Source organism: Georgenia sp. Z2081, from assembly GCF_055326445.1.
The window spans coordinates 195,547-210,649 of sequence record NZ_JBUZNK010000001.1 but is presented as its reverse complement, the minus strand read 5'-3'; the positions used below and the strand labels follow the sequence as shown (position 1 = coordinate 210,649).

The window sequence follows — 15,103 nt, the reverse complement described above, 5'->3', positions numbered from 1 at the left end:
CCCGCGCGCGCCCCGCGTAGGCTCGGGACATGCCAACCGATCCGACGACGGACGGCCGTGCTCGTCAGGCGTCGGGCCGGCCGGACTGGGCGACGATCCCCAACGTCGTCACGCTCCTGCGCTTCCTCCTGCTGGGCCCCGCCTGCTGGGTGATCGTCGACGACCCCGAGGGGAGCTGGCTGCCGCCGGTCCTCGTGGGGGTGTGGGCCGTGACGGACTGGGTGGACGGCCTTCTCGCCCGGGCGCTGAACCAGCAGTCGCGCACCGGCGAGATCCTCGACCCCGTGGCGGACCGCATCGGTATCGCGCTCGTCGTCGTCGCCCTCGGCCTGGCGGACGCCCTGCGCTGGGAGCCCGTCGCCGTCATCGTGCTCGTCGACCTCCTCGTGGTCCTCCTTGCCGGCCGCGCCGCCCAGGAGGGCCGCATGCGCGTCACCCACGTGGGCAAGGCCCGCACCGCGGTGCTCTTCTTCGGCATCTGCGCCATCGTCCTCGGCATCTCGGTATGGCCGCAGGTGCTCGACGTCGGTCGCGTGCTCGTCTGGGTCGGCGCCGCGCTGCACATCTACTCCGCGACCCTCTACATCCGGGCGGCCCGGCTGGGGACCGGCCCCGCGGTGCGCCGACCGACGGACGGCGAAGGGCAGGCGTGACCGGCCCGGGCGCGCCCGGCGGTGCCCCCGGGGACGAGAGGTACCCGGGGCGAGCCCCCGGCGCTCAAGGCCGCGCTCCCGGCGGCGTCGACGACCTACGGGCCGGCGAGCTGGCGATGGCCTCCGCCGAGCGCATGCGCCTCGTGCCCAGCGGTGGGGGCGACCGGCCCGACGCCGTGCGACTCACCTGGCGGCGCGGCACCGAGCACGCCACCACCGAGCCGCTCGTCCTCGACGAGCTGCCCGAGGCGGCGCACGCCACCCTCGCGAAGGTCGGGCTCGATCCGCACGGGACGGAGCGCCTCCGACGCCGGGGCCTGTCCCTCTCGCGCGAGGACCTGCAGGTCCTCGTCAACGGGCCGGACGCGCTCGCCGGGCCGGTGGGGATCTTCCTGCTCGACGTCGGCCGCCGCGAGCACGCGGCCCGCGCGGCCGAGGAGGAGGTGGCCGCGCACGAGGCAGCCGCACGGCAGTCGAACGCCCCGGCCCCGGAGGGTACCGATCGTCGACGCGCCGGGCCCGGGCGCCGCTCCGCCCGCCTCGGTCCGCTGGACCGGCTCCCCGGCCTGACCGGGCTCATCGCCGTCGGCCTGCTCGTGGGGATGATGTTCACCGGGCCGGGCACGACGGCGACCGCGGTGCTCGCCGGCTGTCTCGGCCTCGCGGTGGTGGTGACCGCGGTGCTGGCCTGGCTCGGGATGCGCTCGCGGTGGCGCGCCCTCGCGGCGGCCCAGCTGCGCACCCCGAACCGCGCCGTGGTCGAGGCGGCCTCCGCCGCGGCGAGCCGGTACCGGATCGGCGGCCGGCTCCAGGTGGGGATCTACGGGGCCGTCGGGGCGTTCCTCCTGTTCGCGCTCACGCAGGACCGGTCCGGATGGTGGGTGCTGCTGCCCTCGGCGGTGCTCCTCCTCGTCGGGGCCGTCGTCATCGGTCTCGCCGTGCGTCGCGACGGGCAGATTCACGACCGCGAGCGCGGCGAGGTCGAGCGCAGGGGCGTCCGCGGGGCACCCGGTGGGGTCCAGCTCGAGGTGCGTGAGCGGATCGAACCCGACCTGCGGCACCTCCCGTAGCGCGTTCCGCGGGCGATCCGGCCGAGACTCCCCCCGGGACCTGGAAGACTTCCGCCATGGCGAGATCGACGAACCGGGGCTCGGCCCGCGCGCTGCCCCACCCGGTGGCGGCGGCGCTGCGCCAGCTCCTCGCGGCGGCCGTCGTGTCGGCGCTGCTCGCGATCCTGCTCGTCGTCGGCATCACGATGGGCGTGCGCCGCACCTTCTCGGTGGACCCCGGCGACCTGCCGTCGGTCGCGCTCTGGGTCGGCGGCGTGCTCGGTGCCCTCGTGCTGCTCGTCGCGGCCGTCGGGATCTACCGCTCCGCGCGGCTGCACCTCTACCTGCGCCGGCGCGTACGGCCGCCGCGGCGCGAGGGGGCGACGCGCCGGCCCAGGCCCCACATGACCGAGCGCCTGCTGAACGAGATCGACGCGTCGGACCTGGGGACGGGCGACGCGCGGTTCCGCATGGTCGTCGTCGACCGCGGCTCGTTCGCCGTGGCCTACATGACGCCCGACTACCGGATCGAGGCGACGCCGCCGATCGCGCCGCTCCGTCTCGGCGACGAGGGCAGGACCGCGCTCGGGCACGTCGGCTGGTTGGAGCCGGAACGGCGCACGATCGGGGCCGACGGCGACTGGCGGTACTCCGGCACCGAGTACACCGGTCCGGGCGCCGGCCTCGCCGACAACCCCGGGATCCCGCTCGACGCCGGCAGGATGGCGGTCCTCGTCACCAGCGGGGACGAGCAGCTCGCCGGGCCCGTCCGGGACCTGCTCGCCCGGGCGCGCGGAGGGCGCTGAGCCTCAGCAGCCCGCGGGGCCGCAGGCAGGTCCCGTGCCGAGATCGACGCCGGGCAGGTCGAGTCCCGCGAGCGGCATCAGCAGGGTCGGCCGGGCGGTCGGCGGAACCTCGGACGTCGGTGCGTCGGCGGCAACCCCGTCCACGGCGGGTGCGTCGGCGGCGCGGATGTCGTGGGCGCTCATGCGCCGGCCCGGGCCGTCCCGGTCTGCCGGCGCTCGGCGGCGACCTGGGCGAGGGCCTGAGCGAACGCCGCGGACTCCTGTGCGCCGGAGATGCCGTACCGCTCGTCCAGGACGAAGAACGGCACTCCCTGGATCCCGTAGGCGCGAGCCTGGGCGATGTCCTGCTGGACGTCGTCGGCCCAGCGGTCCGCGCGCAGGTCGGTGGCGACCTGCTCGGCGTCGAGCCCGATCTCGGCGGCCAGCCCCGCGAGGACGTCGACGTCGGAGAGGTTCTTCCCCTCGACGAAGTAGGCCCGCAGGAGGCGCTCCTTGGCCTCGGCCTGGCGGCCGTGGGCCCTGGCGTGGTGGATGACCTGGTGCGCGCGCAGCGTGTTGACGTGCTGCACGGCGTCGAAGTCGTAGTCGAGGCCGACCGATGCGGCGATCCAGGTGACCCGGTCGAGCATCTCCTCGACCTGGTCGGCCGGCATGCCCTTGCGCTCGGCGAGGAACTCGACGGTCGAGCCCGCGAAGTCGACCGGCGTGTCCGGGGAGAGCTCGAACGAGTGGTACGTGACCTCGACCGCGGGGGCGTCGGGGTGCTCCTCGCGGAACGTCGCGAGGCCTGCCTCGAACTTGCGCTTGCCGATGTAGCACCAGGGGCAGGCGATGTCCGACCAGACGTCGACGGCGATGGGGGTCTCGGTGGTCACGTTGCTCCTCGGGGTGGGGGTCCTGCGAGGTGCAAGGCGCGCCGCGGCCCGGACATTCCCGGGACGCGGCGCGGGGGGTACGGGGGGTACGGGGACTCGGCGCGCAGGCGGGGGCGTCAGCCGATCCCGACGGCGATCCCGACGGCGGCGGCGATCCCGGTGACGATCGCGCCGACGGCGACGGCACGGTCGGCGCCGGACACCGCCTCGGTGTCACGACGCCGGGCGAGGTCGAGGACGGCCACGCGCCCCGGGGGGATGCTGTGGCGATCGGGCCGGGTGGCCGGGTCCGCGGGCGTCGTGGGGGCGACGATGTCGAGGGCGGTCACGCGTCCGGGGGCGATGGCGTAGCGGTCGATCCGTGCGTCCATCTCGGCGCGGGTCGCGGGACCGGTGAGCCCGGCGTCGCGGCTGCGGACGGCACGGGTGTCGCCGGTGAGGGGGGTGGCGGTCATGCTGGTCTCTCTTCTCGGCGCTGGACGGGCGCCGCTCCTGGCCGCGCCTCACGCGCGGCCGCGTCGTCAGGGCCGTCGATGCACCGGTGAGGCACGGCGCCGTCTCCCCCGCCCGCACGTGAACGAGAGGACCACACCGTTCGACGCCGAACGCTTCGACGTAAAAGAGTCTAGCGGGACGCGGTTCGCTCGTCAAACTTTTCGAGATTGAACTATTGTTGGTCGATGCGTGACCGAGTGAGCGACTACCTCGAGCAGTGGCGCGAGCAGCGCCCCGAGCTCCCGCGGGCCCCGATGAGCGTGACGGGCCGGGTCTCGCGCGCCTCCGACCTCATCGGGCAGGGGATGCGCGGGTTCTTCGCCGAGCACGACCTCCAGCCGGGCGAGCACGACGTGCTCGCGGCCCTGCGGCGCGCCGGAGCGCCGTACACGTTGACGCCCGGTGCCCTTACCGCCTCCATGATGGTGACGGCGGCGGCCATGACGAACCGGCTCGGCCGCCTCGAGGACAAGGGGCTCGTCGCCCGTACCACGGACCCGAACAACCGGCGAAGCGTCCTCGTCAGCCTCACCGACGACGGCCTGTCGGTGATCGAGCACGTGGCACCCCTGCACGCCGCGGCGGAGGGGGAGCTGCTCGGCGCCCTGGACGACACGGAGCTGGCAGAGCTCGCCGGCCTGCTCGAGAAGCTCCTCGCCGGACTGGGGGACGTGTCGCAGCGCGAGGACGGTGCGGGGGACGCCCGGGACCGCTGAGCGGCCCGACCGCAGACTCCGCCGGTGCGCCGGCCGCTCGCCGGCTACGGCACCGGGCCGACCGGCTACGGCACCGGGCCGTCCGGCGTCGGGGCGTCCACCCAGACCGGGTCGCCCGGCCCGAGGACGTCGTACACGACCGAGACGAAGTCACCGGTCCGCACGACGGAGCGCAGGCCGAGCGCCAGCCGGCGCGGGAGCAGCGGCCGACCGGCGCCGAGGGTCGCGGCGGCGACCGAGAGCCGCAGCTCGTCGAGGAGACCGGCGTCGGCCAGCTGACCGGCGAGGTCGCCCCCGCCGACGACCCAGACGTCCTTCCCCCGCGCGGCGCTGACGAGATCGCGGTGGATCTGCCGCACGTCGCCGCGGGCGAACCGCACGTCCGCCCCGGCCGGCGCCGTGAGATCCGCGTGCGTGGCGACGACGGTCGGGAGGTCGTACGGCCAGGCCGCGCCGTCGCCGAGCTCGCGCAGCACCCACTCGTAGGTGGTGCGTCCCATGAGGATCGCTCCGACGTCGCCGACGAAGTCCTCGTAGTCCGACGTCACCGCCGGGTCCTGCCGCTGCGCGAACAGCCACGCGAGCGAGTCGTCCTCGGCCGCGAGGTAGCCGTCCAGCGTCGTCGCCGTGTAGTAGATCGTGCGCGTCATGCCGTGAGGGTGGCACCGACCGCCGACACCGGTCGCGGACCCGGTCAGGGATCGACGCGGTCGAGGATCTCGCGCAGCCCCTCGGTCGTGGCGCCGAGCTCGTCGACCGGCTCCTCCAGCAGGCGGTCGGCCGAGGCCCGGTCGACGTGACCGTCCGTACCGGTGCCGCCCTCCAGGTGGAAGCGGATCTCGTCGAGGTCGGCGATCGTCGCGAGCAGCAGCACGCCGCGCTCCTCCACCGTGTCCGGCCACCGCGCGGCGGACGGCGCGGGCTCGTCCCAGCCGATCTCGAGCACGACCGGAGAGGCCCCGGGGTCGACGGACACGCTGTACTCGCCCAGGTCGTCCAGGCCGACCGCGTCGAGGAGGGCGCGGAGCGCGCCGGCGTCCTCGACGGTGTCCGTGCGGGCGGCGTCGAGCGCCTCGAGGTCGACCGGTGCGCTCGCGTCCGCGCCGGGGTCCCCGGCGTCACCGTCCGTGCCGGACGCCGCGGCGCCGGTCGCGGGCTCGCTGGTGGAGGTCGGCTCCTGCGGCCAGGCCACGACCATCGACGGGACGGATCGCTGGTCCCCCGAGCAGCCCGAGGCACCGAGGGCGACGAGCAGGCATCCGACGGCGGCGGCCGACCTGGTCGGAACGATCATCTCCTCATGCTGGCACGCGACGCCCGCGCGCACAGATCGCCCCGGCGCGTCGCGGTGGACCGGGCGGAGGCGCTCCGCGCCGGCCCCCGCCCCGGTCGCCGTGCGTCGATCAGTGGGCCGCGAGGAACCCGTCGATCTGGTTCATCGCGTCCCGCGTGCCCTCCTCGACCCCCATCTCGACGACCGTGCGGATCCCCTCCTCCGACTCGAAGGTCGAGGTCGCGACGAGTGTCGTCCCCTCGCCGTCGGGCCCGAACCGGTACACGTTGTGCGAGACGGGCATGGTCGTCGTCGGGTTGAGGTCGGCGTCGGCGAACCCGTCGTCGAACTCCAGGGTGTGCGGCTCGTCCACGGCGGTGATCTGCCACCAGCCGCCGTAGCGCTCGCCGTCGGGCCCGGTCATGTAGTAGCTGCTGCGTCCGCCCACCCGGACGTCGTGCTCGACGAACGTGGCCGGGTAGCCGGGCGGGCCCCAGACCTGCTCGAGCTGGCGCGGATCCGTGTACAGCGCCCAGATCCGCTCGACGGGCGCGTCGAACCGCGCCGTGATGGTGATGGTCCTGCCGGGAACGTCGGTGGTGAAGTCGATGACGGGCATGTCAGTCCTCCTCGGGTGTCAGCTCGCGCGCGAGCAGCGCGTCGATCCGTTCGACGCGGCCCCTCCAGACGCCCTCCAGCTCGCCGAGCAGGGAGGCCACCGAACGGACCGCCGAGACGTCCCCCGAGGCCAGCTGCTCGCGACCGCTGCGCCGCTTGGTGAGCAGGCCGGCCGTCTCGAGGACGCGGACGTGCTTCTGCACCGCGGCGAAGCTCATGTCGTAGCTCGCCGCGAGCACCGAGACCGAGTGCTCCCCGGCCAGGACCCGGCGCAGGATGTCTCGCCGGGTCCGGTCGGCGAGGGCGTGGAACAGGGCGTCCGCCCGGTCCTCGTCCCCCGCCTCGATCACGCCACCAACGTACAACCATTCGGTTGTATATTGCAAAGGGGTCGGCTCCGCCTCGCCGGATGTACGCCGGTCGCGCTCCGGCCGCGCGCCCGCTCACGCGCCGGTCAGGGCAGCCTCGACGGCGCGCAGCTCCGCGGTGAGCTCCGCCGCGGGCCGCCGCTCGGTCACCCGTCGGCCGAGCGTGAGCGCCAGGCGCTCGCGCGCGCGGACGAACCGCTCCCGGCGCCCCCACAGGTGCTGGTGCCACGCGGCACCGAGGACGAGGTAGCCCAAGTCGGACAGGACGCGCTCCATGTCCCGGAAGGGCGCGACCTGACGCGGAGCGTCGGCGAGCGCCCGCCGCGCGACGGTGTCCGACTCGAGGAGCTCGACGTAGAGGTGCTGCCTGCGCCGGACGACGTCGGGCGTGTCGTCCTCGCCCGCGACGAGGTCGGCGAGCACGGCGTCGAGGGCGATCGCCACGCGGCAGGCGTGCGCGCGCAGGACGACCTCCTTCCCGCCCAGGCCGCTGAGGACGAGCACGAGAACCGCCGTGCCGACGCCGATGACCGTGTCAAGGGCGCGGTCCCCGACCACCGTCTCCGTGCTCATGCCGGTCACCGTCACCGAGATGGTCATCGCCAGCGGCGTGATGACGGCGACCGCGAGCATGTAGTTCCGGGTCACGAGCAGCTCGACCGTGCCCTGCAGGAGGATGACCGTGGCCACGAGCCACCACGACCGCGGGTCGGCAGCGAGCACGACGGCGAAGACCCCGAGCCCGAGCGCGGTGCCCAGCACCCGCTGCAGCGCCTTGGTGGCCTGGGCGTAGCGCGTGCCGCCCGTCTGCACGACGAGGGCGGCGAACACCACCGCCCAGTAGACGTGGTCGTTGCCGATGAGGGTGGCGATCGTGCCTGCGACGCCGGTGGCGAGCAGCACGCGCAGGGCCACGAGCATGCTCTCCGAGGGCCACCAGGCGGCCTGCCGCAGGAGGTTCCGGCGCCCGGCCGACCGAGCGAGGAGTAGCGGACCTGGGTGCGCTCGATGTGCCGCTGCTCGGCGTCCGACCGCCCGAGGTCGGCGCCGGCGAGCTCCGTGGTGTCCCGGGCGGGCTCGTCGGCGCGGTCCACCGCGTTCTCCCACGGTCGCGGGTCGACGCCGGTCAGCCGCCCGGACACGTGGGCCGACGTCGCGGCGTAGCGCTCGTGGACCAGCTGGAGGCGCGACTCGAAGCCTGCGGCGGACCCGCCGTCGGTGACGGCGGTCCAGGCGGCGTGCAGCGCGGTCGACGCCTCGGGACGCAGCCGGTCCAGGTCCCCCGGGTCACCGGACCGGGCGGCCTGCTCGAAGCGCGCGACGGTGCGCTCGGCGTGGGCGACGGCCGCCTCCTCGATGCCGTGCCGGCGCAGCCAGATGTCGGAGGTGCCGACGACGACGGCACTCACGGCTCCTACCGCAGCCGCCGAGAGGATGAGCCACGGGTCGGTGCCACCGGTCGCGCCGAGGCTCGCGAGGAAACCCACCGATGTCTGGTCGAACGCGGTCGCCACCACCAGCGGCAGACCGATCGCCACGGGCGCCCGCAGGGCGACGGCGAGCCTCGGCGGGCTCGGCGCAATCGTCACCAGGCTGCGCAGATCGACGGACGACGGGGCCCTCACGCCCCCGATGGTAGGTCCACGCGTCGGGCCCGCCGCCGCTAGTGTCGCGGGCATGGCGACGAGGCACGACGTCCGGGCGGCCGCGGTCGCGCAGGTCATGCGCGCCCACGCTGAGGAAGGTCCCGCGCCCGGCGCCGTGTGGGGCATCGCCTCCGGGCCGCGGCACGGCCGACGCGTGACCGTGGCGGCCGCCGGCGGTCTCGCCGAGGACGCCCTGGTGCGCGTGGCGTCGCTGACCAAGCCCGCGACGTCCGCGCTGGTGCTCGCCCTGACCGAGGACGAGGTCCTCTCCCTCGAGGACCCGCTGTCCCGGTGGGTGCCGGCGTGGCGCGACCGCGCCGTGCTGCGCGAGCGCCACGGGGGGCTCGACGACACGGTCCCGGCCGCGCGCGAGCTCACGGTGCGGGACCTGCTGCTCATGGGGCTCGGTCTCGGCTACGACCTCGACGCCGCCGCGGACGAGCCGCTGACCGCTGCGTCGCAGGACGGCGGGATCCTCTCGGGCTGGACCGGTCCGGCGATCGCACCCGAGGAGTGGTCCGAGCAGGTCGCCGGGCTGCCGATGGCGCACCAGCCCGGGCAGGGGTGGCTGTACCAGTCGTCGTTCGACGCGCTGACGGTGATCGTCGAGGCAGCCACCGGCCGGGGGTTCGACGACATCCTGCGCGACCGGCTGCTCGCTCCCCTGGGCATGACGGAGACGGGGTACACGGTGCCGGCCGCGGCGCTGCACCGCGTGCCGGCGTTCGCGTGGGTCGGCGAGGACGGCACCTCCTCCGAGCTCGCGCCCGCCGCGGCCCCGGCGTTGACCCGGCGGCCCGTCTTCTGCTCGGGCGCCGCCGGTCTGGTCTCCACTGCGGCGGACCTCCTGCGGCTCGGCCAGATGCTCCTCGACGAGGGCCTGGCGCCGCCCGAGAAGCAGGACGGTGCGGATGCGGGAGCGCGCCTGCTCGGCGCCGACTCGGTGCGCGCGATGCGGACCGACTCCCTGACCGACGCCACGCGGCCCTGGGCCGAGGGGTTCCTCGAGACCGGCTGGGCCTGGGGCCTCGGCGTCGGCATCGACGACCAGGGCGGGTTCGGCTGGGACGGCGGGACCGGCACGAGCCTGTGGGTCTACCCGGAGCGGGACGTCACCGCCGTGCTGCTCACCTGGCGGGGCATGGGCTCGTCCGACCGACCCGCGTACATGGCCGACTTCTGGGACGCGGTGCTCGCCGAGCCCTGGGGCTGAGCGCGCGCCCGACGTCATCCGCGGGCCCGCCGACCCGGGCGCGGTCACATCGCGGAGGCGATGTCCGTCGCGGAGAAGTCGTCACCGACGTACAGCAAGGGCTCCCCGGAGGTCGCCGCGAGCGCGTACGAGAAGCAGTCACCCAGGTTGAGCATCGCCTGCGATCCCGACCCTCGTCCGAACCGCCGGTAGGCGAGCCGGGCCACCTGGGCGTCCCGCACGCTGAGCGGGACGAGCTCGATCCCGAGGGCGTCGACGAGGTCGTCGAGTCGCTCCCCGCCCCCCGGAGCACGCTGGTCCGCCACGACGGACGCCTCGAGCCAGGTGGCTGTCGACATCCGGCAGCTGCCGTCGACAGCCACCTGGGCGACCTGCTCCCAGCCCGGCTCGCCGCGGAGGACGGCGATGAGCGCCGACGAGTCGACGATCACCGCGGCGGTCCCGTGACCTCGTCGTACAGGTCGTCGACCTCGGTCACGCGTCCCTCCCGAGCCGGCGCCACCGGGAGCTCGGCGTACTCGGCGACGATCGACCGGACCCGACGCATGCGCTCCTGCGCGCGAGCGCGGGCCGGGTCCTCGCCGTGCGCGGTCAACAGGCGTTCGAGCGCCTCCTCGATCGCGCTCGTCTGCGTCTTGCCCGTCACGCGCGCCGCCTCGCGTGCGAGCGCGTGCACCCGCTCGTTCTTGATGTTGAGCCCCATGGGTAGAATCTACCTCTCCCGCCATCTACCCGTCTACCCTGGCGCCGTGGGCCCGGCCGCCGGCCCCTACTGCTCGGCGAGGAGCCCGACGCCGGCGCCGACGATCGTCGTGGCCCGCATCTGGTCGATCGCCTGGTCGCTGCGCGTCTGGACGACGAGCACCCGGCCGGCCCCCTCGTCGTCGCCGTCCGCCTCGAGGTAGAAGGAGAAGGCGAGCACACCCGGGGCCGAGCCCCCCTTGAACCCCTGGTACGTGGCGGCGTCGGGCACGCCCACGCCGGGGTTCTCGGAGAGGATGTCGCGGACCGGCCCGCCGGCCTCGGACCCGGCCTGCTCCTGGAGCAGCGCGTGCACCGAACAGATCTCTGCCCCGGTGAGATTCCAGCCCACCCCCTCCTGCCAGCGCGGCTCGGTGACGGCCGCGGGGTCGATGTCGAGCTCGGCCGGCAGGGCGTCTAGGACGACCTGACGCTCCTCGGGGGACGTGGCTGCCTCGAACTCCGCGCGCACGGAGTCGTCGACCTGCCAGCCGAGCTGGAAGAAGTCGCGCGTGCTCGCCAGCGGCAGGAGGCGGTCGGTGTCGAGGCCCGCGGCCTCGGCGGCGCCGGCGACCCGGTCCTGCCCGACGGCGTCGAGCAGGAGGTCGGTGGCCGTGTTGTCGCTGATCGAGATCATCAGCTCGGCCGCCTCGGTCACGGTGACCGTGGACCCGGCCTCGCGCTCCTGGAGGATGCCGGACGGCAGGGAGCGCAGCTCGTCGGTGATCGTCAGCTCGTCCTCCCAGGCGATCTCGCCGGCCTCGACGGCGTCGACCAGCGCGGCGAGCACGACGAGCTTGAACACCGACCCGCTGGGCGCCGGGACTCCGCCGTCCTCGACGCCCTCGGTCGTGTACTCGATCGTGCACTCCCCGCCGGAGACGCTGCCCACCACGACCTGGCTCTCGCCGCCGACCTCCGTCAGGCTCTCGTCGAGGTCCTCCCAGGCACCGAGATCGGGAGCCTCGCCGGCGGTGTCGGGCACGAAGGACAGCCCGCCGAGCCGTCCGTCGTCGCCCATGACCGCCGTCATGATCAGCGGCTGCGCGTCGGAGTCCAGGCGCAGCTCGGCGGTGGGCATGGCTTCGCGCGACTCGGCGACGGCGGTGACGGTGTAGGGGGCGCCGGAGCGCAGCTCGGCGAAGACCTGGGTGAACTGCTCGGCGGGGATCTGGGCGAGCATCTCGTCGGAGAAGCGCTCCTCGACGTCGGCGGCCTCCGGCCCCTCGGCGTCCTCCTCGAGGTTGGCGAGCGCCCACTCGACCTGCTCGAGGAGCTCGGGGTCGGTGAGGTGGTCCGCGGGATCGACCGCCTCGGCGGTGCCGTCGGAGGGGGCCTCGCCGTCCGTGGCCGTCTCGCCGCCGGACGGGGTCTCGCCGGACGAGGACTCGGGCCCGTCCGTGGCGGAGCCGTTCTGAGAGGAGGAGTCGGTCTGCTCGCCGCCGGTCTCGTCGTCCCCGGCGCCGGAGCACCCGGCCAGGACGAGGGCGAGCGCCGCCACGGCGGTGGGCGCGGTGCGGCGGGCGGAGAGCGGGCGGCTGGTCCGGCGGGTGCGGCTCACGGAGGTCATCGCCGCTCAGTCTGTCAGGGTCGGCCGCGCGGAACCCCGGGGGCGCACCGGGCACGGGGCCGTCGGTGTGCTCGCGGTCGTGCTGCGGCGGACCGCGGTCTCGCGGCGCACGTCCACGTGTGCGCCGGGAATCGCCCCGGGGCCCTCCGGGGGCCTACCGGGGGTCGCGTGCGGGGGGCGGCAGGCACTACCCCGGTAGGGGGGACGAATGGCTCCAGCGGGTGACGCGGAGCCCCGAAGCGCGTTCCTAGCGTTCCCGGCATGACGACGACACCGCTCCACTACGGACCTCGCACGGTCGACGGCCACCAGCTCCTCGCGATCGACCCTCCGGGCGGCCCGCGGGTCGTCGAGGTGTTCGGCGACCTCGCCACCGCCGACCACGTCGTGGTGATGGTCCCGGGCAACGGCCACCACCAGGGCAACTACTTCCGCGCCCGGGGCCCGCTCGCCCTGCGCTCGCGGGCCCGGCTCATGCTCGCGACCATGGCCGGCATCGACCCCGCGGCCCGCACCGCGGTGGTCGCGTGGGTCGGCTACCGCACCGCGCCGGACCTGCGCGCCTCCTTCTCGATCCGGTACGCCCGAGACGGTGCGAGGGACCTCGCCCGGTTCACCCACTACCTGCCGCGCTCGGCGCACCTCACCGTGGTCGGCCACTCCTACGGCACCACGGTCACCGGGCTCGCCCTGGCCGACGCCAGGATCGACGACGTCGTGGCGCTCGGCAGCCCCGGCATGGGTGTGCTGCGCCGAGCGGACGCCGCCCGGGGCGCTCGCATCTGGGCCGCGCAGGCGCCGACGGACTGGATCCGCCACTTCCCGCGCGTCCGGCTCGGCCCGCTCGGGCTGGGGCGCTCGCCGCTGCACCCCGCGTTCGGGGCCGTGCGCATCGGCACGGGCGACATCACCGGCCACCTCGCCTACTACGACGAGGGCAGCGAGTCGCTGCTCAACACCGCGCGCATCGCCCTGGGCAGGTTCGCCGAGGTGACCGTGCACAGCGGCGGCCACGGCCGGGTCCCGGCCGCCGCGCTGCCCGTCGTCGGGGCACCCGCCGCGCCGCCGGCGGGTTCCACCGCCCACATGGGGAGGGCCGTCGTCCCGACCCCCTCCGCCGAGGCGTTCACCCTCGTGAGGGCCGCATGAGCGCGGCCGGGGGCACCGAGACGCCCGCCGTCCTCGCCGTCGGTCTGCGCACGTCCTACCCGGGTCGGCCGCCCGTCCTCGACGGGCTCGACCTCGCCGTCGCCCCGGGCACCGTGCACGGGCTGCTCGGCCCGAACGGCGCGGGCAAGACCACCACGGTGCGCATCCTCGCCACGCTCCAGCGCTTCGACTCGGGGCAGGTCCGGGTGGCGGGGCACGACGTCGCGCGCGACCCGGCGGCCGTCCGGGAGCGCATCGGGGTCGCCGGCCAGCACGCCGCCCTCGACCAGGTCCTCACCGGCCGCGAGAACCTGCGGATGTTCGCCCGCCTGCACCGGCTGCGGCCCCGCGCGGCACGCGCCCGCGCGGACGAGCTGCTCGACCGGTTCGACCTCGCGGGCGCCGCGGACCGGCCCGTCGGGCACTACTCGGGAGGCATGCGACGGCGGCTCGACCTCGCGGTCAGCCTCATCCGCAGCCCGCTCGTCCTGTTCCTCGACGAGCCGACCACCGGCCTCGACCCACGCAGCCGCAGCGAGGTCTGGGACGCCGTGCGCGAGCTCGCCGCCGGCGGGACCACGGTGCTGCTCACCACCCAGTACCTGGAGGAGGCCGACCGCCTCTGCCACCGGATCTCGCTCGTGCGCGGGGGGCGGATCGCGGTCGAGGGCTCGCCCGAGGAGCTCAAGGCGTCGACCGGCGGCAGCCGGCTCGAGGTCATGGTCCCGCCGGGGGCGCCCCTGGCGCCGGTCGTGGCCGCGCTCGCCGCGGCGCTCGGCGCCGTGCCGGACGTCGACCCCGGCAGCCGCCGGGTCACGGTCCCCCTGACGGGGACGACCGACGCCCTGGCCCGCGCCGCACGCGCTCTCGCCGACGTCGGCGTGCCCGCGGAGGACCTCGCGCTGCGCAGGCCCGACCTCGACGACGTCTTCCTCCAGCTGACCGCGCCCGACGCCACGGAGGGACCGCGCCCATGACCGCGCACCTCGTCTCCTCGCCCGCCCTCCCGTCCCCGACGGCGTCCCTCACCCGCCGGGGCCCCGCGCCGGCGCGGCAGCTCACCGCCGACGCCGTCAGCGCGTCGGCCCCGCCGACCCGCCGCGGCCTCGGCGGTGCCGCGTCGCCGGCGCTCGTGCGGCTCGGAAAGGCGGCCTCGGACACGTGGGTGATCGCCGGCCGTCACCTGCGCCGGCTCCACCGCCGCCCCGACGAGCTGCTCAGCACGCTGCTCCTGCCCGTCATGGCGATGGCGATGTTCGGGCTCGTCCTCGGCGACGCGTTCGGCGCGGCGATGTCCGCCCCGGGCGGGGATTACCGGGAGTTCCTCCTGCCCGGGGTCCTCGTCCTCACGATGGCCTTCGGCATCGGGGCCACCACCGTGTCGGTCGCCGCCGACGTGCGGGACAGCGTCGTGGACCGGATGCGGTCGATGCCGACGTCGCCCACCGCGATCCTCGCCGGGCGGGCGCTCGCGGACCTGGCGACCGCCGTCGTCGAGCTGACGATCCTGCTCGGGATGGGTGCCCTGCTCGGCTGGCAGTGGCACGCGGGGCCGGCGGCCGCGGTCGGCGCGCTCGGCCTGCTCCTGCTGCTGCGGCTCGCGTTCTCGTGGATCGGGGTCGTGCTCGGGCTGCTCGTCAGCGGGCCGGAGGCGGCGATGAAGTACTTTGCGCTCGTGTTCCCGTTGGCGATGGTGGCCGAGACGATCGTGCCGACCACCCTCATGCCGGGCTGGCTGGCGGGGGTCGCGGCGTGGAACCCGCTGTCGTCCACGGTGGTGGCCGCGCGCGAGCTGTTCGGCGCGGGCGGTGGGCCGGCGTCGTCGTGGGTGGCCGAGAACGGCCAGCTCATGGCGGTGGCGTGGCCGCTGGCGATCATCGCCGTCTGCGTCCCGCTCGCCCTGGTCCTGCTGCGCCGCCTGGGCCGGTAGG

General features: G+C 75.2%; 19 protein-coding genes. 8 read left to right on the top strand and 11 right to left on the bottom strand.

Annotation, left to right across the window (positions count from 1 at the left end):
* Positions 1-29 precede the first annotated feature (29 nt).
* From ACZLKG_RS01025 to ACZLKG_RS01015, 3 genes are read left to right on the top strand one after another with little or no spacing between them, the layout of a single operon-like run.
* Positions 30-653, top strand: coding sequence for a CDP-alcohol phosphatidyltransferase family protein (locus ACZLKG_RS01025; protein ID WP_463647607.1), 624 nt, complete (start codon positions 30-32; stop codon positions 651-653).
* Positions 650-1,723 carry a hypothetical protein gene (locus ACZLKG_RS01020; protein WP_463647606.1) on the top strand — a complete coding sequence of 358 codons (1,074 nt, stop codon included), beginning with the start codon at positions 650-652 and terminating at the stop codon, positions 1,721-1,723. The genes ACZLKG_RS01025 and ACZLKG_RS01020 overlap by 4 nt, the downstream gene beginning before the upstream one ends.
* A 56-nt stretch (positions 1,724-1,779) precedes the next feature.
* Positions 1,780-2,508 carry a hypothetical protein gene (locus ACZLKG_RS01015; protein ID WP_425707321.1) on the top strand — a complete coding sequence of 243 codons (729 nt, stop codon included), beginning with the start codon at positions 1,780-1,782 and terminating at the stop codon, positions 2,506-2,508.
* Between the two features lie 3 nt (positions 2,509-2,511).
* Here the strand turns inward: ACZLKG_RS01015 and ACZLKG_RS01010 are convergent, their stop codons facing one another.
* The 3 genes from ACZLKG_RS01010 to ACZLKG_RS01000 form a co-directional block, all read right to left on the bottom strand.
* Positions 2,512-2,691, bottom strand: coding sequence for a hypothetical protein (locus tag ACZLKG_RS01010; RefSeq protein ID WP_425707320.1), 180 nt, complete (start codon positions 2,689-2,691; stop codon positions 2,512-2,514).
* On the bottom strand, positions 2,688-3,383 hold the full coding sequence (locus ACZLKG_RS01005) for a DsbA family oxidoreductase (protein WP_463647605.1): 696 nt from the start codon (positions 3,381-3,383) through the stop codon (positions 2,688-2,690). Before ACZLKG_RS01005 ends, ACZLKG_RS01010 begins: the two co-directional genes overlap by 4 nt.
* A 116-nt stretch (positions 3,384-3,499) precedes the next feature.
* Positions 3,500-3,838, bottom strand: coding sequence for a hypothetical protein (locus ACZLKG_RS01000; RefSeq protein WP_425707318.1), 339 nt, complete (start codon positions 3,836-3,838; stop codon positions 3,500-3,502).
* Positions 3,839-4,063: 225 nt separating this feature from the next.
* Here ACZLKG_RS01000 and ACZLKG_RS00995 point away from each other — a divergent pair, with 225 nt between their 5' ends.
* Entirely contained in the window at positions 4,064-4,594 is a 531-nt protein-coding gene (locus ACZLKG_RS00995; RefSeq protein ID WP_463647604.1) for a MarR family winged helix-turn-helix transcriptional regulator, read from the top strand.
* A gap of 65 nt (positions 4,595-4,659) precedes the next feature.
* Here ACZLKG_RS00995 and ACZLKG_RS00990 read toward each other — a convergent pair whose 3' ends face one another.
* The 5 genes from ACZLKG_RS00990 to ACZLKG_RS00970 form a co-directional block, all read right to left on the bottom strand.
* Complete coding sequence (locus ACZLKG_RS00990; protein ID WP_463647603.1) at positions 4,660-5,244, bottom strand: dihydrofolate reductase family protein; 585 nt, start codon at positions 5,242-5,244, stop codon at positions 4,660-4,662.
* A gap of 44 nt (positions 5,245-5,288) precedes the next feature.
* Positions 5,289-5,888 carry a hypothetical protein gene (locus ACZLKG_RS00985; protein ID WP_425707315.1) on the bottom strand — a complete coding sequence of 200 codons (600 nt, stop codon included), beginning with the start codon at positions 5,886-5,888 and terminating at the stop codon, positions 5,289-5,291.
* 109 nt (positions 5,889-5,997) lie between these two features.
* Positions 5,998-6,486, bottom strand: a complete 489-nt coding sequence (locus ACZLKG_RS00980) for an SRPBCC family protein (protein WP_425707314.1) — start codon at positions 6,484-6,486, stop codon at positions 5,998-6,000.
* Between the two features lies 1 nt (position 6,487).
* Complete coding sequence (locus ACZLKG_RS00975; protein WP_463648066.1) at positions 6,488-6,832, bottom strand: ArsR/SmtB family transcription factor; 345 nt, start codon at positions 6,830-6,832, stop codon at positions 6,488-6,490.
* Between the two features lie 96 nt (positions 6,833-6,928).
* Positions 6,929-7,774 carry an FUSC family protein gene (locus ACZLKG_RS00970; protein WP_463647602.1) on the bottom strand — a complete coding sequence of 282 codons (846 nt, stop codon included), beginning with the start codon at positions 7,772-7,774 and terminating at the stop codon, positions 6,929-6,931.
* Positions 7,775-8,530: 756 nt separating this feature from the next.
* Between ACZLKG_RS00970 and ACZLKG_RS00965 the strand changes: the two genes are divergently transcribed.
* Entirely contained in the window at positions 8,531-9,712 is a 1,182-nt protein-coding gene (locus ACZLKG_RS00965; protein WP_463647601.1) for a serine hydrolase domain-containing protein, read from the top strand.
* Positions 9,713-9,756: 44 nt separating this feature from the next.
* Here ACZLKG_RS00965 and ACZLKG_RS00960 read toward each other — a convergent pair whose 3' ends face one another.
* The 3 genes from ACZLKG_RS00960 to ACZLKG_RS00950 form a co-directional block, all read right to left on the bottom strand.
* Positions 9,757-10,143 carry a type II toxin-antitoxin system VapC family toxin gene (locus ACZLKG_RS00960; protein WP_463647600.1) on the bottom strand — a complete coding sequence of 129 codons (387 nt, stop codon included), beginning with the start codon at positions 10,141-10,143 and terminating at the stop codon, positions 9,757-9,759.
* Positions 10,140-10,415: a type II toxin-antitoxin system VapB family antitoxin gene (locus tag ACZLKG_RS00955; RefSeq protein WP_463647599.1), complete on the bottom strand. Its 276-nt coding sequence runs from the start codon at positions 10,413-10,415 to the stop codon at positions 10,140-10,142. The genes ACZLKG_RS00960 and ACZLKG_RS00955 overlap by 4 nt, the downstream gene beginning before the upstream one ends.
* A gap of 66 nt (positions 10,416-10,481) precedes the next feature.
* The gene (locus ACZLKG_RS00950) at positions 10,482-12,023 is read right to left on the bottom strand and encodes a serine hydrolase (RefSeq protein ID WP_463647598.1); all 1,542 of its coding nucleotides are present in this window, start codon (positions 12,021-12,023) and stop codon (positions 10,482-10,484) included.
* Positions 12,024-12,284: 261 nt separating this feature from the next.
* Here ACZLKG_RS00950 and ACZLKG_RS00945 point away from each other — a divergent pair, with 261 nt between their 5' ends.
* From ACZLKG_RS00945 to ACZLKG_RS00935, 3 genes are read left to right on the top strand one after another with little or no spacing between them, the layout of a single operon-like run.
* Positions 12,285-13,172, top strand: coding sequence for an alpha/beta hydrolase (locus ACZLKG_RS00945; protein WP_425707308.1), 888 nt, complete (start codon positions 12,285-12,287; stop codon positions 13,170-13,172).
* Positions 13,169-14,149, top strand: coding sequence for an ABC transporter ATP-binding protein (locus ACZLKG_RS00940; protein ID WP_425707307.1), 981 nt, complete (start codon positions 13,169-13,171; stop codon positions 14,147-14,149). Before ACZLKG_RS00945 ends, ACZLKG_RS00940 begins: the two co-directional genes overlap by 4 nt.
* Positions 14,146-15,102, top strand: a complete 957-nt coding sequence (locus ACZLKG_RS00935) for an ABC transporter permease (protein ID WP_425707306.1) — start codon at positions 14,146-14,148, stop codon at positions 15,100-15,102. The genes ACZLKG_RS00940 and ACZLKG_RS00935 overlap by 4 nt, the downstream gene beginning before the upstream one ends.
* The last annotated feature ends 1 nt before the right edge of the window (position 15,103 follow it).